This is a genomic window from Arthrobacter oryzae (assembly GCF_037911235.1).
In the GTDB taxonomy this organism is placed as follows: domain Bacteria; phylum Actinomycetota; class Actinomycetes; order Actinomycetales; family Micrococcaceae; genus Arthrobacter; species Arthrobacter oryzae_E.
In genome coordinates this window covers 64,847-86,048 of sequence record NZ_JBBLYW010000021.1, presented here as the reverse complement: position 1 = coordinate 86,048, position 21,202 = coordinate 64,847, and the positions used below count along the sequence as shown (strand labels likewise).

At 63.8% G+C, this 21,202-nt stretch carries 18 protein-coding genes; 8 read left to right on the top strand and 10 right to left on the bottom strand.

Features of this window, described 5'->3' with window-relative positions:
• Positions 1-286 precede the first annotated feature (286 nt).
• Positions 287-1,543 carry an endonuclease/exonuclease/phosphatase family protein gene (locus tag WMN78_RS06720; protein ID WP_340532785.1) on the bottom strand — a complete coding sequence of 419 codons (1,257 nt, stop codon included), beginning with the start codon at positions 1,541-1,543 and terminating at the stop codon, positions 287-289.
• A gap of 198 nt (positions 1,544-1,741) precedes the next feature.
• Here WMN78_RS06720 and WMN78_RS06715 point away from each other — a divergent pair, with 198 nt between their 5' ends.
• Positions 1,742-2,698 carry a lipid kinase gene (locus WMN78_RS06715; RefSeq protein ID WP_340532784.1) on the top strand — a complete coding sequence of 319 codons (957 nt, stop codon included), beginning with the start codon at positions 1,742-1,744 and terminating at the stop codon, positions 2,696-2,698.
• 23 nt (positions 2,699-2,721) lie between these two features.
• Here WMN78_RS06715 and WMN78_RS06710 read toward each other — a convergent pair whose 3' ends face one another.
• Both WMN78_RS06710 and WMN78_RS06705 read right to left on the bottom strand, forming a co-directional pair.
• The gene (locus tag WMN78_RS06710) at positions 2,722-3,822 is read right to left on the bottom strand and encodes a methyltransferase (protein ID WP_425341126.1); all 1,101 of its coding nucleotides are present in this window, start codon (positions 3,820-3,822) and stop codon (positions 2,722-2,724) included.
• 454 nt (positions 3,823-4,276) lie between these two features.
• Complete coding sequence (locus tag WMN78_RS06705) at positions 4,277-4,996, bottom strand: DUF4190 domain-containing protein (RefSeq protein ID WP_340532782.1); 720 nt, start codon at positions 4,994-4,996, stop codon at positions 4,277-4,279.
• Positions 4,997-5,566: 570 nt separating this feature from the next.
• On the opposite strand from WMN78_RS06705, the gene WMN78_RS06700 reads away from it, so the two are divergent.
• Positions 5,567-6,205: a DUF4190 domain-containing protein gene (locus tag WMN78_RS06700; RefSeq protein WP_340532781.1), complete on the top strand. Its 639-nt coding sequence runs from the start codon at positions 5,567-5,569 to the stop codon at positions 6,203-6,205.
• A 437-nt stretch (positions 6,206-6,642) separates the two neighbouring features.
• On the opposite strand, the gene WMN78_RS06695 is transcribed toward WMN78_RS06700, so the two are convergent.
• On the bottom strand, positions 6,643-7,257 hold the full coding sequence (locus WMN78_RS06695) for a hypothetical protein (RefSeq protein ID WP_340532780.1): 615 nt from the start codon (positions 7,255-7,257) through the stop codon (positions 6,643-6,645).
• A 232-nt stretch (positions 7,258-7,489) separates the two neighbouring features.
• On the opposite strand from WMN78_RS06695, the gene WMN78_RS06690 reads away from it, so the two are divergent.
• The 3 genes from WMN78_RS06690 (at position 7,490) to WMN78_RS06680 (ending at position 10,377) form a co-directional block, all read left to right on the top strand.
• Positions 7,490-8,170, top strand: coding sequence for a DUF998 domain-containing protein (locus WMN78_RS06690; protein WP_340532779.1), 681 nt, complete (start codon positions 7,490-7,492; stop codon positions 8,168-8,170).
• 95 nt (positions 8,171-8,265) lie between these two features.
• A complete protein-coding gene (locus tag WMN78_RS06685; RefSeq protein ID WP_340532778.1) occupies positions 8,266-9,279 on the top strand; it encodes a medium chain dehydrogenase/reductase family protein in 1,014 nt (337 codons plus the stop codon).
• A gap of 45 nt (positions 9,280-9,324) precedes the next feature.
• Positions 9,325-10,377: a hypothetical protein gene (locus WMN78_RS06680; protein ID WP_340532777.1), complete on the top strand. Its 1,053-nt coding sequence runs from the start codon at positions 9,325-9,327 to the stop codon at positions 10,375-10,377.
• Here the strand turns inward: WMN78_RS06680 and WMN78_RS06675 are convergent.
• From WMN78_RS06675 to WMN78_RS06655, 5 genes are read right to left on the bottom strand one after another with little or no spacing between them, the layout of a single operon-like run.
• Entirely contained in the window at positions 10,374-11,453 is a 1,080-nt protein-coding gene (locus WMN78_RS06675) for a LacI family DNA-binding transcriptional regulator (protein ID WP_340532776.1), read from the bottom strand. The genes WMN78_RS06680 and WMN78_RS06675 overlap by 4 nt on opposite strands.
• Before the next feature lie 38 nt (positions 11,454-11,491).
• Entirely contained in the window at positions 11,492-12,397 is a 906-nt protein-coding gene (locus tag WMN78_RS06670) for a carbohydrate ABC transporter permease (protein ID WP_340532775.1), read from the bottom strand.
• Entirely contained in the window at positions 12,394-13,275 is an 882-nt protein-coding gene (locus WMN78_RS06665; protein WP_340532774.1) for a sugar ABC transporter permease, read from the bottom strand. Before WMN78_RS06665 ends, WMN78_RS06670 begins: the two co-directional genes overlap by 4 nt.
• Positions 13,276-13,323: 48 nt before the next feature.
• The gene (locus tag WMN78_RS06660) at positions 13,324-14,661 is read right to left on the bottom strand and encodes an ABC transporter substrate-binding protein (protein ID WP_340532773.1); all 1,338 of its coding nucleotides are present in this window, start codon (positions 14,659-14,661) and stop codon (positions 13,324-13,326) included.
• A gap of 45 nt (positions 14,662-14,706) precedes the next feature.
• Positions 14,707-16,143, bottom strand: a complete 1,437-nt coding sequence (locus WMN78_RS06655) for a GH32 C-terminal domain-containing protein (protein WP_340532772.1) — start codon at positions 16,141-16,143, stop codon at positions 14,707-14,709.
• 235 nt (positions 16,144-16,378) lie between these two features.
• Here WMN78_RS06655 and WMN78_RS06650 point away from each other — a divergent pair, with 235 nt between their 5' ends.
• Positions 16,379-17,938, top strand: a complete 1,560-nt coding sequence (locus WMN78_RS06650) for a glycoside hydrolase family 32 protein (protein WP_340532771.1) — start codon at positions 16,379-16,381, stop codon at positions 17,936-17,938.
• A gap of 88 nt (positions 17,939-18,026) precedes the next feature.
• On the opposite strand, the gene WMN78_RS06645 is transcribed toward WMN78_RS06650, so the two are convergent.
• A complete protein-coding gene (locus tag WMN78_RS06645) occupies positions 18,027-19,415 on the bottom strand; it encodes an MFS transporter (protein WP_340532770.1) in 1,389 nt (462 codons plus the stop codon).
• Positions 19,416-19,641: 226 nt separating this feature from the next.
• Here WMN78_RS06645 and WMN78_RS06640 point away from each other — a divergent pair, with 226 nt between their 5' ends.
• Positions 19,642-19,995 carry a hypothetical protein gene (locus tag WMN78_RS06640; RefSeq protein ID WP_340532769.1) on the top strand — a complete coding sequence of 118 codons (354 nt, stop codon included), beginning with the start codon at positions 19,642-19,644 and terminating at the stop codon, positions 19,993-19,995.
• A gap of 93 nt (positions 19,996-20,088) precedes the next feature.
• Positions 20,089-20,982 carry a potassium channel family protein gene (locus WMN78_RS06635; RefSeq protein WP_340532768.1) on the top strand — a complete coding sequence of 298 codons (894 nt, stop codon included), beginning with the start codon at positions 20,089-20,091 and terminating at the stop codon, positions 20,980-20,982.
• Positions 20,983-21,202: the final 220 nt, after the last annotated feature.

Sequence of the window (21,202 nt, the reverse complement as noted above, 5' to 3'; positions counted from 1 at the left end):
GGTTTCGGGGTGAGGGCCATACAGGTTCTAGTGCCGCTCAAGCAGGAGGGCGGTTGCGTTGTGTCGCTTGCCCCGCTGGCCCGGGTGTCTTCACCGGTGCGGTACTCAAGGGCTACGGCGGCCTGTACCTAACTTTACAGGCTTATCGTGAGTTACTCAGAATAAGGTGGGAAGGCTCACGTTTACGCAAGGCTCCTACGACATTGCCTGCTGCAGCGGGACCCTGCAGACGACGCCGTTGGTTCACCGTTACGGGCGGCTGAAACACGACGTCGTTCATTCGCGTTCAGGGCCTGCCGGCCCGGACCTGCATGTCCACCCACACCAGGCGGTGGTCGCTGCTGGGGAACGGATAGACGCCGGTCAACCGCGAGAGGGGTTCAGCCTGGGTGGGCCAGAACACGCCGGAATCGAGCACCCGGATCTCTCGTGAAGGCAACACGTAGTCAGCCCGCAGGTTCCCCGGCGCGGCGTCGGCGAAGTCTGCAGTGTCGTAGCGGGGGTCGCCTCCATGGGTGGCGTTGGCTCCGCCCTGCAGGGCCGCCGCCTCCACGGCACCATCGGAGGCCGGCAACGGGTCCACGATCTGCTTCGAATCAAGGAGCTGGTTGATCGCGGCATCCACGGAGTCGCCGTCGAGCGGGTCGGCGTTCTGGTCGCCCACGACGACGAACGGTTCGCTGGGCAGGAGCCCGCGCTCCTTACCTTCATCGTCCACGATGTACGCCGACTTGCCCGGGGTGACGTAGTCAGCCCAGAACCGGATCTCATCGTGGTTGCGGCGGCCGTTCCGGTCCTCAGGACCGTCAAAGGTTGGCGGTGTGGGGTGCGAGGCGAGCACGTGCACCGTTTCGCGGCCCACCTTCACCGGTACATCCCAGTGCGACTTGCTTGACAGGCGCACCACCTCGAGCTCCTCCGGGGAAAACCAGTCCGCCGGTTCGGGCGTCGCCGGGTTGTCCGGCAACAGCGCCCCTGGCATGTCTGTCCACAGGAAGTTCTGGAACGTCCTCACGTTCTCCGTGTCGATGGGGTACTTCGACAGGATGGCCATGCCGTATTGACCCTCGAATGCACCGAACCCGAAGGCGTCGTCTCCGCCTGCGACCTGGCCGTTGTTGTTGAGATCGAACCCGCTGGCGATCCCCGTGTTCGACGGCGCTACGTAGGCGTAGGGGTAGTCGACCGGATCAGCCCCGCCCTGCCCGATCGCCAGGTAATTGTCACGGAACAGATCAGCGGCACGCATGTTGGGCACGTAGTCGAACTCGTTCAGCAGGACGACGTCCGGGGTCGCACGCTGGATGACCTCGGCAACGGTGCGGGCCTGCTGGTCGTCCGGAGTGCTCAGATCGGCCTCAAGTTCGCCGGCGGTGGCCCGGTTGAGCGACAGGTTGTAGGTGGCCACCCGCAGGTCCACCGCGTGGTCCTTAGTGGGCTCGACTTTCGGCTCGGCGGCGGCCGGACCCCCGCCGAATCCAACGGCGATGCTGCCGAGAACAGCAGCGGTGACGGCAGCGGTGAATGGGCGTCTGGTGGACATGGGACTCCTTGGCAGCGAAAAAGTGGCGGAAGAACGAAATTGCGTTCAACCTAAGCCTCCAAAATGACCACCAGGCGTACCGCAGGCGAACGGAGATGGCACGGAGCTAAAGCTCCGGGAGCCCTTGCCGCTCCCAAATGAGTAGATCGCCACCGACGCCATAGGAAACCCACAGGTCCGCGGCCTAACATGGCCCACATGAAATCTGCCCGGGACGCCCGCTCTGCCGCCGTCGTCATTAACGCCGGATCACGCCGAGGGGCGGCACATGAACTTGCCGTGGACACGATGCGAAATGCAGGCGTGCCCATCTCCGCGGTGCATCCCGTGCTGTCCGGGGCAGACCTGGCTGCGACGCTTGACCTGGTGCTTGCGGACGGGCACGACCTGGTGGTTGTCGGCGGCGGCGACGGGACAGTGTCCTACGCCGCCGGCCGGGTTGCCGGCACCAACGTTGTGCTCGGTGTTCTTCCGCTGGGCACCGCCAACGACTTCGCCCGCACGCTGGAGATACCGAACAATCTGGCCGAGGCGTGCGCCACCATCGCCGAAGGCAAGGTGGTGGACATCGACCTCGGCCGGGCCAACGGTGAACCCTTCCTCAACGTCGCGTCCGTGGGCCTGTCCGTGGCTGTCACCGAGGCGCTCAGTCCCCGCCTGAAGCGGTACATCGGGCCATTGGCGTACAGCATCGCCACGCTAACGGCTTATGCCCGGCACAAGCCGTTCCGGGCCCGCCTCGAGTTCCCGGAAGGGGACCACGAGCCGCTGGAGCTCGACAACCTGCTGCAGGTAGCCGTCGGCAACGGCCGGCACTACGGCGGCGGCAACACGGTCTCCCCCACGGCAGGGATCGACGACCACACCCTGGACATCTACGCCATCCTGGCGGGGCCGCTTCGGGAGCACGTGAGCATCGCACGGCTGCTCAAGGACGGCAGCTTCATCGAACACGACAAGGTGTACCACCTGACCAGCCGGAGTGTCCGGCTGGTCACCGAACGGCCGCTGCCGGTGAACCTCGACGGCGAAATCACGACCACCACGCCCACCGACTTCACCGTCCAGCGCAACGCAGTCCACGTCGTCGTACCCCAAAGCAGCACCAGCGCGTTGTTCGACGGACCGGGCGCCGCGAACTGGCCGCCGTCGTGATTCCCGACGGCGGAAGGCTGTGACTATCGGGGAACAAGCCGCCACAGGGACGTGACCTCGGCCGTGCGCGCTTCGAACAGAGGATCGTCCCGGTCCGACGCCTTCGGATGCGTCGGCTTGGTGTCGAGCCGTTCCATCACCTTCAGCCCGGCCGCCTCGATGGCGGCCAGCAGATCCTCACGCGACCGCAGGCCAAGGTGCTCGGCCAGGTCGGAGAGGACCAGCCAGCCCTCCCCGCCCGGCTCCAGATGGTCGGCGAGGCCGTTCAGGAAGCGGAACAGCATTCTGCTTCCGGGGTCGTAGACTGCGCTGTCCAGGCTGGAATGCGGAGTGGCCGGAATCCAGGGCGGGTTGCACACGATCAGCGGCGCCCGTCCGGGCGGGAACATGTCGGTCAGGACGGCCTCAGCACGGTCCTGGACGCCGAGGTTCCGGAAATTCTCACCGGCGCAGGCGATGGCACGCGGTTCATTGTCAGTCGCCACTACGCGGTGGACGCCACGGCGCGCGAGGACGGCAGCGAGCACCCCGGTGCCGGTTCCGACGTCGAACGCCAGCGTGTCAGAGGGCAGCGCAGCGGCGGCCACGAGGTCCACATACTCACTCCGGGTGGGGAAGAACGTGCCATACTGCGGGTGGATGCGGCCCTGCAGGGCATCGACGTAGACGCCATTACGCCGCCACTCGTGGGCGCCAATGGCCCCGACAAGCTCATGCAGGGACACAACGGAGGATTCGCCGATATCACCGTACGCTTCAGCAGCGGCCTGCCGGATGTCCGGTGCGCGGCGCAGCGGCACCACCGGGCCCGGATCCAGAGGTATCAGCAGCAGGCCGAGAACGCGTGCACGGTGCGAGCGGGACTGGCGGTGCCGATAGAACTTATCGGCCGGAGTTCCTGCGATCGTCTTTCCGGCACCTATCCGCCGGTCCAGGGCGTTGAGGATCTGCCGTGCGTTGTGGAAGTCACCGTGCCAGAGCATCGCGATCCCTTGTGACGCCATCCGGTTCGCCTCATCGGCCGTGAGGGAGTCGTCGACCACTTCGACGCGCGTCGGCGCCGGTCTGCCGTTCGCCGAACGCCACCGCGCGGTGATGCTCTTACCAGCCTCAACCCAGGTCACGACGGCGGGATCATCCACCGCGACTCCGCGTGAGGGCTTGAAGACAGGCGTCGGGATTCCCACGGGAGCTGGCGTGTCGGTAGTGATAAAGGTCCATTCCAAGCGTCAGAGGAGCCGATCGGCGACTGACGACTGCGGCGGTGATCCACGACGTGGAAGGCGACGGCCCAGGATTCCGGACCGTCATCCGGCCGCGAACCGAGCGTGATTGATGGCCGCTGTAGCCATTCAACCTGCATTGTCAGGATACAGGTGTGCCGTGGCGGCTCCACCGCGGCCCGACCAAACCAGGACGGCTCCCAGGACCCCGGCTGATCCCTCGAGGTGTACTTCAGCGGCATCGCCCGTGCGCTCGGTGCCGAGTCGGCGATCATCCGGTCACTGGCGGATCTTCGGTCACCTGTGCGATGTTGTCGAAGTTCGACTGGCGCTGCAACCCGATCGCGTCAGGGACCTACCGAATCGCCCAGTAAACACGGGTCTTATCGTTGAATGACATGGACTGCTCAACGAAGATTTTGCCGCCTTCAATGGCGGCTGTCGGCACGTCCATGCAGAGCTGGTAGGAGGCGCTGCCGCCGTTCTCCAGCGTAGGGACATCCATAACCCCTTGGTCAACGGAAGCATCGCAATCGGATGCGTCGTATTGCCTGGCGTCTGTGCCGACGAAGGTTTCGGACAAATCTATCCAGGGAGTGCCTTCTTGGGTTCCGACGTAAGTGACGGTCAACCCTACGAGAACGTATTGCCCCGTTGGTGCGTCATTGAACCGATTAGCAGCCAGCACATCCGCATTGGCGTCCAACTTCACCGAAGTAACGGCGACCTGGTATTCCTTTCCTACAGTCGCAACCGTGCCGACAGCGAGCGGTTGGCTGACCGAGCCTGCGGCTGTGCTGGGAGTCGGGGCCGTTGCAGGGCCTGAGCCGGACGATGACGTCTCCACAGCCTTAGATACGTTCTCGTCGGATCCGGTGGCCGCATCCGAGACACCATCCAGCATCGAGCTGTAGAGCGCTTGGGTAGAAAGTACCCCGACAAGCGAAAAAACGCCGACAATCAGCGATGCTATAGCCATTCCCCGCATCGTCGAGCGCCCCCGAACTGTAATTACCAGAGCGATGACGGCGAGGACTACGGCGATGAAGCCTAGGAAGAACACCGCGTTATTCACGATAGGGACCCAGCAGAGAAGCAGAGCGACTCCAGCAAGAATTAGGGCGGTAATCGTGACAGCCTTTCCACGCTGCTCTGGGTGCGGGTCCTCCGGTGGCTGATCGACCCAAAATTGATGATTCGGAGGCGCGGGGCCCCAGCTGGGGTCGGGCTGCCAGTCGGGAGGCGGCTGCCATCCGGTCGGCGGAGCGGGCCAGTTACTCGGAGGGTTATAGCGCTGCATGTTTGTCCCCTATCAACCAATGCCGGTCACCGCTCCATCGCGGACGAGCCTTTTAAGTAGGAGCATATAGCTCAAGTTGGCATTTTTAGCTCAAGAATTCCCTTGGTTTTACTCAAGGTCTGCAGATTGTCCGTGCGCCCGGTTATGCTTCGGCTGTATCAGGATTCAATTCCAATAAAGAGAGAGAGTTGTCTTTCAGTTTTTCCTTCGACTATCAGAAAACTCAACGTTGAGCTTCCTACCGAGAAAACTGCAGTCTTGAGCTCACACCCGTCTCCGAGTATTGGAATAATTTCCGGCTACGCAGATTCACGTTCATTCACTGAGGCACACAAGGGGGACACCATGTCCGGTCAGCACCAAAACCCGACTTTCACGGATCAGTCAGGGACACAACAGGCGTATCAACCAACGGGTTACGCTCCACTACCACAACCGAAGCAGGGCAATGGGCTGGGTGTAGCAGCCTTGGTCGTCGGCATTGTTGCCGCAGTCCTGAGCATCATTCCTCTGATCGGCATGGCTGCTTTTTTTCTGGGACCAGTCGCGATCCTGCTCGGCGTCATTGCTTTCTTTCTGAAGAACAGGAAGAAAGGAATGGCAATTGCGGGCGCCATTCTTGGCATCATTAGCCTCATCATTGCCGGAGTCATGACAGCAGCAATAGGAGCCGGTGTGCAGGCGGTCGATGCTGAACTAAATGCAGAACACACAGTTGAATATGTCGTCACAACCTCGGGCCCTGCAAGTATCACCTACTGGACTCCCGGCGGTTCATCATCCGAAAAAATCACAGCTGACTGGACAAAATCGGTAACGTCCAAGGAATTCAATATTGCCAGTTTGAGCGTTTCGGGCGATTTCAGCGACCCGAACGCTTCTGTTAGCTGCGACATCCTTATTGACGGAAAGAGCGCGGGCAAGAACACAGGCTCTGGAGCGGGCGCGCACGCAAACTGCTCCGGCAGTACCTGGAGTAAGTAATACCCTGAGCACTGATGGCGGGGTGTGCAAGCTGATGCGCTTGGCCACCCCGCCATTCTGCTGTCCGTGCGCGTAGATGCTCCCATTGCAGACGCTTAGGCCCTAAAGTCATCAATGACTGCGTGGCGAGCGCCCGCAGCAGCCCTAATCTCCGGCGCAGCGCCGACGGTCTACCTCGACGTCGTGCGCGCGTGGTCGGTTCCCCGCTAAATCGGGCGCTGGCGGTGAGGCACGGTCCGGCGTATAGGTGACCCGTGCAGAGGAACAGCACCGAGGCCCTACGTTATCCCTAAGAAATTCTTGCAACTTTCCAGAATGCGGAGATGCGTCAATCTACTCGAAAATCCCGCGCTTTCCAGTAGCGAATCGCGTGCCAGCCTGTATCTGGCCCTTGGTCCAACCACCCACCTAAGGCGGCTGCTGCCTCGACCTGCGAATCACCCTTGGCCCGATAGACGGGGACGCGCATCAGTGACGCCGTCCTCTGCAGGGAATTCTGTGTCGACGGAATTCCCTGCAGAGATCTGCCGCTTGACCTGCTCAAGCTCATCTTTGAGCAGGTCAACGGTGGCACGGTATTCTTCGAAGTCAGCCGCCCGGCGCCTGGCCATGGCAAAACTGATGACGGCGGCGAGAACGGCAAGCGGGAACGAGAGCAGCAGGGCCCAGCCGGACACGGCAAGGAAGTCCAGCGCTACGGGAAGTGCCTGCTTGAATGCCAGGAAATCGTTCACCCCACCCACCACTCCCTGCAGAGCGGAGTCCAGGGGGCCAAGGTACTGCCCCACGATAGGCGTCTCGGAAAACGACGGAGCGCTCAACGGCGGTTCTCCCCCCGCCGACCAGCGCGAATCACGGAAAGTGTTCAGGACGTAGATCCCTGCACCCGCGTTGAGGGCCGCGAAGAGCAGAACGGCTCCAAGCGCAGTCCAATGGAGCCTGCGCCAACGCCAAAGGCCGGCCACGAGTGCGAAGACTATGGCCGCAGCCCAGGAAAAGTTGCGGAGTTCGTCGCGGCTCAGGCCGCTCAGCAGATCCAAAGTATTCCCCACCCTTTGCAGTTGATGCTTGTTCCGGTCCCAAGCAATGCCTGTTCAGGTCCCAAGGGAGCCTATCCCAGTCATCCCGAGCATGCCGCGGTAGTTACGGGCGCAGGGCAAGGCCGTTCGGCCCTATCAACCTGCGGCAACCGCCCCAAAGCTTAAAACAGATAGGCGCTGGGGCGGACGCCCGCGGGCCCCGCACCGAGCCTTGCCAGACCGCGGGCTCTGAGGACATCCGGACATGTCAATCGACAAGCCCCGGCTCCCGCTGCGCAGGCGGGCCGCGACGCAGGAAAGCCAGCGCCGTGACGTGACTCGCAAGGCCCTTCTCGCCGCAGGACCGCTGTCTTCGCTGCTGTACGTGGTTGCCACCGACGTGGTGGCAGCATCCCAATGGGACGGGTACCGCCGTTCCGAACAGATGGTGAGCGAACTCTTCGCCGTCGGCTCCCCCGGCCGGGACGTCCTGGTGCCCTTCACCTGGCTCTACACGGTGCTGTTTACAGCGTTCGGCGTAGGGGTCTGGAACTCCGTGCGCGGCAACCGCGCCCTGCGCATCGCCGGCGGCCTGCTCACCGGCTACGGGCTGTGGAACATCATGGGCGCCCTCTACCCGCTGACACTGGGGGACGATGCTTCCATTCCCATGCATATCCTCGCCACCAACATCCAGCTCGCCCTCATGGTCGCGGCCATGTGTTCTGTGGCCGCAGGGTTCCACGGCCGGATGCGCGCGTATTCGATCGTCTCGCTCGCGACTTCTGCGGTGATGGGCATGGTGGCGTTCATGGCGGCCCCGGGACCGAACCTCGTGCTGGGCATCGGCGAAAGAATCAGCATTGGTGCGTTCCTGCTCTGGGTCGCGGTCCTGGCCGTCGCGCTGTGGAAGCGGCCCGCGGCCGACAGAACGCCACAGTTTTAGGTGCCGATCCTGACTTCAGCTCCTCCGGAGGCTCCTTTCCGAGACCGGACCTAAGTCCCTGACCTGACCGCCAGCGACAGGCGTACGCTGGCCGCATGAAGCGTGTCGTCGTCGACCATTTCGGCGGTCCAGAGGTCCTGAAAGTGGTGGAGGCCGACGATCCCCGGCCGGGTCCGGGCGAGGTCCGGGTCAGGGTTCTGGCATCTGGCGTGTCATTCACCGACTCCCTACTGCGCGCCGGCACATATTTCGGCGTGCCGAAGCCGCCGTTCACTCCCGGCTACGAGCTGGTCGGCGTCGTCGACCAGTTGGGCCAGGGCTGCACCAGGCTGCGAGAGGGCCAACGCATCGGCGCACTGACAGTATGGGGCGCGAACGCGGAGCTCGTCTGCGTTCCCGAGAAGTACGCGGTGGAGGTGCCCGAGGACCTCGACGCGGCTGAGGTTGTGAGCCTCGTATTCCCTTACATGACCGCCTACCAGCTGATACACCGCGTGGCGATCGCCAAGAGCGGGGAAACTTTGCTTGTGCACGGCGCAGCTGGCAGGGTAGGCACTGCGGTCCTCGAGCTCGGAACGCTGGCCGGTCTTCGCCTCTACGGCACCGCTTCAGCCAGCGACCGCGCCGCTGTGGAGCGGCTCGGCGCAGTCGCGATCGACTACCAGAACGAGGATTTCGTCACGCGTGTGCGCGAATTGACCGGCGAAGGCGTCGATGTTGCCCTTGACGGGCTCGGCGGCGCACTGTCGCTGCGCTCCTTCCGCGCGCTGCGGCCCGGGGGAAGGCTCGTCGTGTTCGGCCACTACTCCACCCTCGTTCACGGGCGGAAGAGCTGGCGGGGGTGGGTCGAGTGGTGGGCGGCCACCGTCGGCGTCGCGCTCTGGGGGCTGCTCTCACCCCGCCGGCGGGTGCTCTCCTACCGGGTCCAGAAGCTGCGCATTCGCCACCAGGACTGGTTCCGGGAGGACTTCCGCGTCCTGCTCGAAATGCTCCGCCGCGGCGAGATCCACCCGGTCGTGGCTGAGCGTCTGCCGCTGTCCGATGCCCGTCGCGCTCACGAAATGCTCGAGTCCTCGGCTGCCACGGGAAAAATCGTGCTCGTGCCGTAAGCGCACCTGACACCTCCACCTGACACCTTCATGGAGTAGCCAACGATGCTCGAAACTGCATTTACCACCAGGACCGACGGACGCCGCGACCTGCTCACCGTACTCCTGGGCCTGTGGCTGGTGCTGGCCGTCTTCCTGGACGGCTGGGCGCACCTGAACCTTCCCAGCCTGGAGACGTTCTTCACCCCGTGGCACGCCGCCCTCTACTCCGGCATGCTGGCGACGGCGGCGTGGACCGCCGTCGTGATCTGGCGGAACCGGACACCGGGGCAGCCGCTGGTGCAGGCCATCCCGGCCGGCTACCGGGGAACCCTGGTGGGGCTCATCCTCTTTGCCATTGCCGGCGGCCTGGACCTGCTGTGGCACGAGCTCCTGGGCATCGAGGTCTCGCTGGATGCCCTGGTCAGCCCCACCCACCTGCTGCTGGGCTTCAGCCTCTTCCTCATCCTCGGCACGGCGGTCCGGAGCGCCCGGGCCAGTCATTCAGCCGGCCCCGACGATCACCCGGCCCTGACACCGGCGGCGCTGTTCGCCGTCGTACTCATGACCGGGCTGGGGGCGTTCTTCCTCATTTATGTCTCCGCCTTCGTCCGGCCGGGGCCAACGGCCCTCTTTGTTCCAACGCCGTTCGGCAGCCCCGGGCGCGTCCAATCGGAGATGCCGGTGGTCATCACCCTGGCCAGCTACCTGCTGACCACCGCGCTGATCATGGCCCCCTTGCTCTTCACGCTCTCCGCGGCGAAGCGTCCGGCCCGCGGGGTTGTCACCCTGCTGGTGGCCGCTGCAGCATGGCTGCCCGTCGCCATGCTGGGCTTCCGCACGTATTCAGTTGCGGGAGCCGCGGGCGCCACCATTGCCGCCGTCGTGGCCGACCTGCTGCTGGCCCGGATTCCGGAAATCTGGCTGGGCAGGCGGCTGCCCGCGGTCATGGGAGGAATCGCGGCTGTCCTGTGGACGGGACAGCTCGTTGCGTTCGCGGTGACAGACGCGATCCGCTGGCCCGTCTCGCTCTGGCTGGGCGCAGTGGTTCTCAGCGCCGCAGTGGCCGCGGGCCTCGCCCTCCTCGCCTCCTGGGGTCCGGCGGGTTCGGCAACCTAAGCCGGCGTGCGCACCGCCACCGACGACCGTTCGACGGCGGGGCACATCATCTTCACCGCGGCGTCGCCGGGGGCTTCGTCCAGGCCCAGCAGGATGCGGACTCCTGCCGCCCCGAGCTCGTAGTGGGGCAGGGACACTGTGGACAGCGGAGGCCGAAGGTGGGCGGCGATAACTTCCTGGTTGTCAAAGCCCACAACAGCCATGTCATCCGGAAGGGACAACCCGTTTTCCCGCAGGCCGTCGTAAAGTCCCATCGCCATCCGGTCGTTGTAGCAGAACACAGCGGTGACGTGGCGCTTGAGCAACTCTTCGGTAGCGCCGTATCCGCCTTCCTGATCCGGGTAGGCTTCCAGCACCAGCTCCGGGTCGAACGGAATTCCGGCAGCCTCCAGCGCATCCTTGTAACCCTGGAGCCGTCCATCCCTGGCGGGCGCGGGGGTGGTGGCGTTGATGAAGGCGATGCGCCGATGGCCGCCGCGGAGCAGGATTTCCGTCGCTGACCGCCCTCCCTGCTCTTCGTCGGGTACCACAGCACGGGCCGCGCCGGGCTCCGGAGAGAAGCAGTTGACCAGGACGAAGTCCGCCTCCCGCAGCGTTTCGGGGACGACAGTGGGACGGTGGAACCATGTCGAGTACAGGATGCCGCGCACCTTGTACTCCAGCATCATGGCGATCGCGTCCTTTTCCAGGTCGCGGTTTCTCTCGGTGTTGGCGATCAGCAGTGCGTAGCCGTGTTTCCAGGCTTCGTCCTGCGCTCCGTGGATGATCTGACCCGCGAACGGGGTGGTGGCTACGCCGTCTGCGACGAGGCCGATGAACTTTGAGGTGCCGCTGACCAGCGTCTTGGCCATGGCGTTGGGGCGGTACCCGAGCTGCCGGATCGCATCCTTGACGCGCTGGCGCGTCTGCTCCGCAATGCGGGCGTTCTTCTTCTTGTTGATCACCAGCGACACCGTGGCAGTGGACACACCGGCTGCTTCAGCCACTTCGCGGAGAGTCACCGGCTGGGCACGGCTTTTCCTCACAGGAACGTCGGGGGTGGCCGCGCTGCCTGAATTTTTCTCCTGCGAAATCATCTGTCCTCCATCAGGAGTATATCCATCCGCCCTGGCCGTCATCCCTTCGTCGCCCCGCTTTCCAAGCCCTGGATCATGGCCTTGTTCAGGACCAGGAAGACCAGGAGCAGGGGCGTGATGGTGACGCACACAGCAGCGAAGGTGGCAGTCCAATCCACCTTGCCCATGGCGCCGATGTAGTTCTGCAGGCCCAAGGGGATTGTTTTCAGATCCTCGGAGAGCACGAACGTGTTGGCGAAGATGAAGTCGTTCCAGATGAAGATGCTGTTGACCAGCACCACGGTGACCACCGTGTTCAGCGACAGCGGCAGCGTAATCAGTCCGAAGATCCGGTACGGGCCGGCGCCGTCCAGGGAGGCGGCTTCGTAGGTTTCCCGGGGGATGTATTCGAAGAACGAGGAGAACAGGTAGATGGACATGGGCAGTGCGAAGCCGGCCAGCGGGATGATCATCGACTGGTAGGTGTCCAGCAGGTTCACCGTTGAGTAATCGATGAACAGCGGGACCAGGGCGATCTGGACGGGAACGATGATTCCGATCAGGAAGAGCCCTCGGACAAACCTGCTCAGGCGGAAACCCAGGACCTGGATGGCGTAGGCGGCCATCATGCCAAACAGGACGATCAGCACGTTGGCACCCATGGTGACGACGAAGCTGTTCAGGATATACCTGCCGAGATCGCCCGTTTCGAACGCCCGCGCGTAGTTCTCCCACGTCAGCGAGCTCGGCAGTGCGAACGGGTCACCGGTGGCAAAGTCCTGCTCGGTGCGCAGGCTGGTCAGGAACAGCCAGGCGAGCGGGTAGACCTGGACGATCACGATCAGCATGATCAGCACCCGCGACAAGGTCCGCTGAAGGCTGGGCTTCCGGCGTCGCCTTGTGATGGCGGGCTTTGGGGGCACGACGGCGGTGGGTGGAGTGACCGGGGCTGTTTGGGTGATCATGAGTCTGCCTTCCGCTTGAGCATGAACAGGATGAGGCCGACGGCGACGAGGCACTCGATCACAATGAACACGGAGATGGTGCTGGCGTACCCGAAGTCCGTACTGGTGAATGCTGTTTTATACATGTACGTGGTGAGCAGTTCCGAGGATTGGCCGGGGCCGCCGTTGGTCATGAGGTAGGGGATGTCGAAGCCGCGCAGGCCGTAGGTGGTGGCCATGATGGTGGTGGTGATCCACACCGGCCGGATGTACGGGAAGCGGATCTTCGTGAAGAGCGTCCACTTCGAGGCGCCGTCCAGAACGGCAGCTTCTTCCAGCTCCTTGGGCACGGCTATCAGCGCGGCGTAAATGATGAGCATGTACAGACCGGTGAATCGCCAGCCCTCGGGAGCGGAGACCGCAGCAAGTACCGTGTTGACGTCGGACAGCCAGGCGCGTTCCAAGCTGCCGAGCCCGATCCAGTGCAGCAGCTGGTTGAGCAGCCCGACCGGGTCGATGGAGTAGATGCGCACGAAGAGGAACGCGATCGCCACCGTGGAGATCACGGCCGGCAGCAGGTAGAGGGTCTTGATGAGCTCCCGTCCCCGGCGGAGGGACGTGAGCAGGCTGGCCACCACCAGGGCGCCGCCGAGCTGCAGGACCAGGCAGATGGCCAGGTACAGGAGCGCGTTGAAGAACGAGCGCCAGAAGATGTCATCGGCGGTGAGCATCCGGACGTAGTTGTCCAGCCCGACGAACTCCATGTCGCTGATGCCGTTCCAGGAAAAGAAGCTGAGGAACAACGATTGAAGAATCGGGAAGAGTACGGCTGCGCAGTAGAGCAGCAAGGGTGGAAGCAGGAAAACCAGGACTGAGGTCCTCGACCTGTTGGGAAGCATGGCTGGGCCTTTCGGGCGGGGGACCTTTCGATCCCCCGCCGCTGCGGTTTACTTGAAGAACTTGGGGGCGTTCTGCTTGATGGTGTTGTCCATGGTGCTGGTGAATTGCTCAGGCGTGATGTTGCCCTGCACCAGGAGCACGAGTTCCTGCTGAAGCCTGCCGTTGGTGGTGGGGTCCAGCTGGGTGTCCCACGGCATGGCCTGCTTTGCCCCGAGGGTGTCCGCCGTTTGCAGGGCCTTCTTGTACAGCGGGGTGGCGTTGGCCGGGACCGTGGTCTCCACGTTGGTGGTGGGTGAGAGGGCACCGGTGGCCGCGTACTCGGCAGGGTACTTCTCCAGGGCAAACTTCAGGAAGTCACTCACCAACGGATCGTAGGTCTTGGAGTTGACTGCCATTCCGATGCCCGACGGCGAGACGAACTCGTTGGCCGACGTCACCGAACCAGCTGTCATTGGCAGGGTGAAGAAATCGATGTCGTCCCGGACCTCGGAATTCAGTTTGTCCGTGGCCAGGCTGGGCAGCTCCCACGTGCCGATGTTGTACATCGCCGCCTGGCCGGACGTGAACTGGTTCTGCGCGTCGGAGTAGCCCTGGGCGGAGAAGCCGTCCTGGAAGCACTTGGCCTTGCCGAGCTCGGCCATCCATTCAACGGTCTTCTGCCCTGCAGGATCGGCGAACGTGGCCTCGCCCTTCTTCAGCTTCTGGACGAACTCCGGGCCGGCTTCCCGGAACGGCTGATAGGCCACATAGCGTTCCAGGGGCCACTGGTCCTGGCCGTCGATGGCGATCGGGGTGATCCCCGCACTGCGCAGCGCCGTGCACATCGCCGGGATGTCATCGAGGGACTTCGGCACCGTGACGCCGGCCTTTTCCAGCAGTGCCTTGTTGTACCAGAAATATTCCAGCTCGAACTGGAACGGGATCATGTACAACGAGCCGTCGTCAAAGCGCTGGTAGTCCAGCGCCCCGGGCCGGTAGTCATCGTAGATGTCCAGAGACTTCAGGAGCTTCCCGGCGTCGACCATTTTGCCCTGCTTTGCCAGCTGCTGGGCGAAGGGCGTGGCGTCCGTGTCGAAGAGCTCAGGGAGCTTGTTGGCCGCCGCCAGGGTCTCCAGCTTCTGGATGTAGGAGGGGCGGTCCGGGGTGGTGATGAGGTTCAGTTCGAAGCCCGGGTGGTCCTTGGCATAGTCGTCAGCGAGCTTCTTCATGATGTTGATGACTGCACCGTCGGCCGGACGGGATAGCAGCCACGAAATTTCACGGGGTTTGATCTCCCCGGTGGGGCTGACGTTGGCCGGGTCGCTGGAAGCTCCTACGCCACCGCAGGCCGACAAAGCCAGGGCTGCGGCGGCTGCGACGGCGGCAGCACGGAATAGTTTTTTCATTGCGGCAATCTCCCTTGATTGGAACAGAGGTTGGGGTGGGGACGTTCAGTTTTCGGTGCGCGTGCGTATCTCAAGTTCGGTGACGGTGGCGGATCCTTCACCGCTAAAAAGGCCGATCCGTCCCGCGGTCAGGTCGTAGATCCGGGTGCTGAGCGCCACCTGCCGGTCGACGACGGCGACGCACAGGTCGCCGTCGACGATCACTTCCAAAGTGTGTGGGCCGGGGGCGAGCTCGCAGGGGCGCTCCAGTTCGACGTCGTATGGGACGTCCCCGGACACGTGCCATTGGGCATCTCCGGTGATAGCCCGTGGCCAGCGGTCGAAGACGAGCCGGCCACGCTTCGGTTCCAGGCGCAGGATGTACGAGTGGTCCCCGTCCTGGCTGGAACGCAGCAGCAGCCCGCATTCGGTGGTGTCAGGGGCGATGTCCAGCACAGCCTTGGCGTAGAACTGGCTGGGCAGTTCCTCGTCGGATACGACGACGGTGTATCCGTCCGGCGCGTCCAGTCGCGTGGGCAGCCCGCTTGTCAGTGAAACGGCGACGTCGTCCCAGAAGCTGTCCACGAGTTCGTCCGCGAAGCCGAACGCGAGCGTCCCGTCCGGGTTCTGGCGGGCCTCCAGTACGGACATGGTGCCGGCCCACTGCCAGGGGCCGTGGTCGGTGTTGCCTTCCTTGCTGGCGATCCATCCGAAGAAGAAGCGGCGGCCGTCCCGTTCGGCTGTCTTTGAGGCGTAGAACGCCCGGCCGTCGATGCTGTCCCGGTCCGGGACCGTCCACGGCCCGTCGGGGCTCTTGGCCATGCGGTACCGGGTGGTAAACGATTCGGAGAACTCGGAGTAGACCATGTACCACCAGTCGCCCCAGGCGAAGACGTCCGGGCATTCGTGCGTGATGTAGCGGCGCGGATCCCAGAACGGCTCCGCGTACTCCCAGGTCATCAGGTCGGTGGAGACGCACTGGGCGATGACGCCGCGGCGCCGTTCCGGTCCGGCGGAGTGCCGGGCCGCCAGCAGCATCCGCCACCGGCCTGTGCTGTCATCCCGGAACACGAAGGGATCCCGCCAGTCCCCGGACTCGAAGCCGTGGGGAGCGCCGAAGGTGAGTTCTGGATGTTTGGTCCAGGTCTGCATTCCGTCGGTGCTGGTGGCGTGCATGACCAGCTGGAGGGGAGCACCGTCCGCTCCCAGGTTGCGCGGGTTCTGCCCGGTGTAGAACAGGTGGTGGATTCCGGTTTCATCGACGACGACGCTGCCCGTGTAGGCATTGAAGTCCAGATCGTCCTCCGTGCCGTGCTGCAGGGCCACTCCGTGGTCCTCGAACTGGGTGAGGTCCTTTGTGGTGACGAGGTTCCATGACGTGCCGGGTTTCGGGTCCGACCGTACTTCGTGGAGGTAGAAGAGCCAGAACTCTCCGTCCTTCTCGAAGGGGATAAGGTCACCAACCCATCCATCGGTGGGCTGGAAGAAGACTGAGCGTTTCATCTGCGCTGATGTCCATTCTGCTAAAGCGTTTGATCACCATGAACCTAGCGTCAATGTACGGGATGATCAAGCGTTTTAGCAGAATTAGTTTCTTCCGTCGATTGTGACCCGTTTCCGGGGCTGGGATGGCGGCAACCCCACTTTGATTAAACGCTTGACCAAAGCCCGTGGATCACACTATCGTCCTGCGTAGCCGGTGATAGTCGGCGCCCCTCAACGGTGAGGAATCCACTTCATGACGCACGACATTTCACGACGCGCTGCCCTGCAAGGCGCAGGCGTCGGGGCTCTTACGCTTTTCGCCGGCAGCGCCGTACCCGCTGCAGCGCACGCCCGGTCATCCCTGCGGGCCGTCTTTCATATGACTCCCCCGTCGGGCTGGCTGTGCGACCCGCAGCGCCCCGTCTATACCAACGGCGCCCACCAGCTCTACTACCTGCACTCCGGGCAGAACAACGGCCCGGGCGGATGGGACCACGCGACCACCAGCGATGGCGTGTCGTTCACCCACCACGGCACGGTGATGCCCTTGCAGCCCGATTTCCCGGTGTGGTCCGGATCCGCCGTCGTCGACGCCGACAACACCGCCGGCTTCGGCGCGGGGGCGGTGATCGCACTCTCAACACAGCCCACCGGCGGGATCCGCAAGTACCAGGAGCAGTACCTCTACTGGTCCGCCGACGGCGGCTACACCTTCACGGCGCTCCCCGACCCGGTGATCGTCAACCCCGACGGCCGCACGGCCACCACACCCGCAGAGATCGAAAACGCAGAGTGGTTCCGCGACCCCAAGATCCACTGGGACGCGGTTCGCAGCGAATGGGTGTGCGTGATCGGGCGGGCGCGCTACGCGGCCTTTTACACCTCGCCGAACCTGCGGGACTGGCAGTGGAAATCCAACTTCGACTTCCCGAACCATGCCCTCGGCGGGATCGAGTGCCCCGACCTGTTCGAGATGACCGCCGGCGACGGCACACGGCACTGGGTGCTCGGTGCGAGCATGGATGCCTACAGTGTGGGCCTGCCGATGACCTTCGCATATTGGACAGGCACCTGGAACGGCACGGCGTTCATCACCGGCAACCTCACACCGCAGTGGCTCGACTGGGGCTGGGACTGGTACGCCGCCGTGACGTGGCCATCGGTCCAGGCGCCGGAGACAAAGCGCCTTGCCATCGCCTGGATGAACAACTGGAAGTACGCGGCCCGCGACGTGCCCACCGATGCGTCCGACGGGTACAACGGGCAGAACTCGATCGTGCGGGAACTGCGGCTGGAGCACCAGCCGGGCGGCTGGTACAGCCTGCTCAGCACCCCCGTCGAAGCGCTTTCGGGCTACGTCACCGCGACCACCACACTCCCCGACCGCACGGTCAGCGGCAGCTCCGTGCTGCCGCGGAGCGGGCGCGCTTACGAGCTGGAGCTCGACATCTCCTGGGACGTGGCGACGAACGTTGGCGTCTCGGTGGGCCGCTCCTCGGACGGCCGGCGTCATACCAACGTCGGCAAGTACGGCGGCGAGCTGTACGTCGACCGCGCGCCCTCGGACCAGAGCCGCTACTCGCTTGCGCCCTACTCGCGTGCTGCCGCGCCCATCGACGCCAACGCGCGATCGGTGCACCTGCGCATCTTCGTCGATACGCAGAGCGTCGAAGTGTTCGTGAACGCCGGGCACACGGTGCTTTCACAGCAAGTGCATTTCGCCGACGGCGACACCGGCATCTCGCTTTACGCCGACGGCGGTCCGGCAAACTTCACCGGAATAACGATCCGCGAGTTCGGCAGCCCCATCTAGCTGCTGAGCCCGGGACCGCGGCAAAGCCGCGCGCCGCCGTCGGAATTCCCGACGGCGGCGCGTTACCAGGGCGATTGCTGCCCGTCCGTTAGCGGGCCGAGGCGACGTTCTCGTCGTCGTCCGCCCGGGCAGTCCCATCTGCCGGAACTTCCTCGCCGGGCAGCGGAATCTGGTCCATTTCGATGCCGGCTGTTTCCGGGATGAACCTGATGGTCACCAAGGTGGCGATGGCCAGGACCACGATGTAGAGCGAGAAGACCCAGCCGAGTTGCATGGAGCTCAGCCACGTGTAGAGGTACGGCGCCGTACCGCCGGAGACTGCCGCTCCCACCGAGGTCCAGATCCCCACGCTGGTGGCCCTGGCTTCCGTGGGCGCCTGCTCCGCCATGATCGTGGAATGGATGGAGGACTGGATGGCCCAGACCAGCAGCGAGATGCCCTGCGAAACGAAGAGCGTCCAAGGCTCGGAGGTCAGGATCGCGCTGATGGGGAACACCACCACGATGACTGCGACGGCCCAGATGGTGAGCTGCTTGCGGCGCCCGATCCGGTCCGAGAGCCAGCCCATGAACGGCAGCGCAATGAACGCCAGGGTCTGGGCCGCGAAGGTGGCGATGTACGCGCCGTTGGGGTCCATGCCCTTGCCGGAGATGGCGAAGGAAGACGCAAAACTCACCCACGTGTAGTACAGGACGTTGGTCAGCAGGGACAGCATCAGGATCCGGACGGCGATGATGGTCAGCTGGCGCTTGGTGACGGTCCTGGCCGTGCCGTGCGTGGCCTTGGCTTCGACGAAGAAGCCTGATTCGACCGCCTGGCTGCGCAGATAGAGGGCGAAGATCGCCAGCAGCGCGCCTGCGGCGAAGGCGTAACGCCAGCCGTACTCCAGCATCTCCGCCTTCGGGAACACCGACGTCAGCAGGATGCTGAGGGCCGTTGCCGCCATGATGCCCAGCAGCATGGTCATCATGATGCTGCTGCCCCACAGGCCGCGCTTCTTCGCCGGAGCAATCTCGGCCAGGTAGGTGTAGGCGTTCCCGCTTTCGCCGCCGTGCGCGATCCCCTGCGCGAGGCGCGCGGTCAGCAGCAGAACCGAAGCCCAGACCCCGATGGATTCATAGGAGGGGATCAAGGCGATCATGAGGCTGCCGGCACCCATGAGCAGCATGCAGATAACCAGCGAAGCCTTCCGGCCCAACTTGTCCCCCACCACGCCGAAGATCAGGCCGCCCAGCGGCCGGGCCAGGAAGCCGCCCGCGAAGACGGCCAACGTGGACAGCACCGCCGACTGCGGATCGCCGCTGTTGAAGAAGTTGGCAGCGAGGTACGTGGTCAGGAGGGCGTAGAGGGTCCAGTCGAACCACTCAAGGAAGTTGCCGGCCACCACCGCAATCAGCGACTTCCGCTGGGCGTTGGGGAGAAGACGTGCACGCTGTGGAACGGCTGCGTCGTCGCGGCCGGTGTTGAGTGTGGACATGGAGTACCAATCGGACAGAAGGATGGAAACGTCTGGGGTCGCGTCCCGTAGTGGCGCAACGTACGTAGGCTTTCATATGCCATGCGGTTCAATCCACTTCGCTGCGATACCTATTTGTCATAGGTCGCGGGGCGGATAGGTATCAGTCCTCGGGACCGCCGGAGCTTCTCGGTCGCCGTATATAGACTGCTGGGGTACGTGTCCCTCGACTTATTAGGAGAAGTTCATGAGCTACAGCGGAAGTCCGTCCGAGAAGCCGGTGGCAGCCGGTGACCTGGACCGCAGCCATATCGGTCAGACTGTGAGCTTTCAATCGAACGACTTCACGGTTGTTTTCGGAACACTCGCCGGCATTGCCCGGACGGACGCTCTGGTGTACCTGTCCCTTCAGGGAGTGGGCGGCGGCACCCATCTGAAGGACGAGTACGACGTGCCTGTCAGCCAGAACGTCTACCTTCAGATGGATCCCCTGAGCAGCGCCGGGAAAACCCTCTCGGAAGCGGAGCGGGTCATCAAGGAGAAATTCGACGAGATCAAGAAGAACCTCCGGGACCGGGAACAGAAACCCGATTCCGAGTAACCCGCATCCAGCCAGTGACGAACCCCGCAGTGCCCGGCACTGCGGGGTTCGCCTGTTTTCACTGTGCCCAGGGCGCCGCCCATAAGATGAGGCATGGACTTCGAGGACACGCTCTGGACGGTTTTGGGCGCCGGGCTGGTTCTGCTGATGCTCGTTGACGTCTTTCGTACGCTCCTGTATCCGCACGGTTCCGGTCCTGTGGGCCGGGCGATCATGCGCGGATTCTGGCTGGTATCGAGAAAACTGCGGGGCCGGGGCTCCTTCATCGCGGCACCTTTGGCCATGGCCGCTGTTATCGGCGCCTGGGCAGGCTTGGCGGCGATCGGCTGGGCCCTGCTTTATCTGCCCCATCTGCCGGCCGGCTTTGTCCACGGAGCCGGGGTTCCACAGCGGGGCGACTTCGCCGAAGCGCTCTACATCTCCCTGGTCACTCTCTCCACCGTAGGGTTCGGCGAAATTGTGCCGGGGCATCCGGTGCTCAGGCTGGTTGTGGCCCTCCAGGCCGTCACCGGTTTCGGGTTGCTGACAGCCACGGTTACCTGGATCCTGCAGACGTACCCGGCCCTGAACCGCCGCCGGGCCCTTGCCCACCAGTTAAATCTGTTCAGGGAGGCTGCAGGTCCGGCGGGTGTCTCGTCGCTGGATCCCCAGCATGCTGCCGGGCTGCTGGAGTCGATGGCCGGAAACGTTGCTTCAGTGAGCATTGACCTGCTGGCGTTCCATGAAACCTACTACTTCCGTGAAATCGAGCAGCGCGGCTCCCTGCCGGCCACGGTGGCCTACGCCCAGGAGCTGGCATCCCAGGCCCGGCGGAGCGAGAGCCCTGAACTCCAGTTCGCCGGACGGATGCTCCACGCGGCACTGGACGGACTCGCGGACGTCCTCCGCGGCAAATTCGGCCATTCAGGAACCACGTCTTCCGATGTCTTCGACAGCTACGAACTGCACCACAGACACCTGCGGCGGGGACAACAGGACACCAACTAGCGCACGTAACCTTGCACTCTCGCCGGCTGGCCGGTTGAAGGACGTCCACGATAACCCACAACTGTGCGCGGTCACAGTTAATGCACATCAGGTTGCACTAATTAGTTCCAAAAGGCCTATCCACAAGCGATTAGTGTGTGCTAAAACTGGGAGCGCGCACGGTCTTAAGTCCCGTTTCGGTCCGTTCTGGTCCGCTAGCACCCATTACCACTCATTCCGT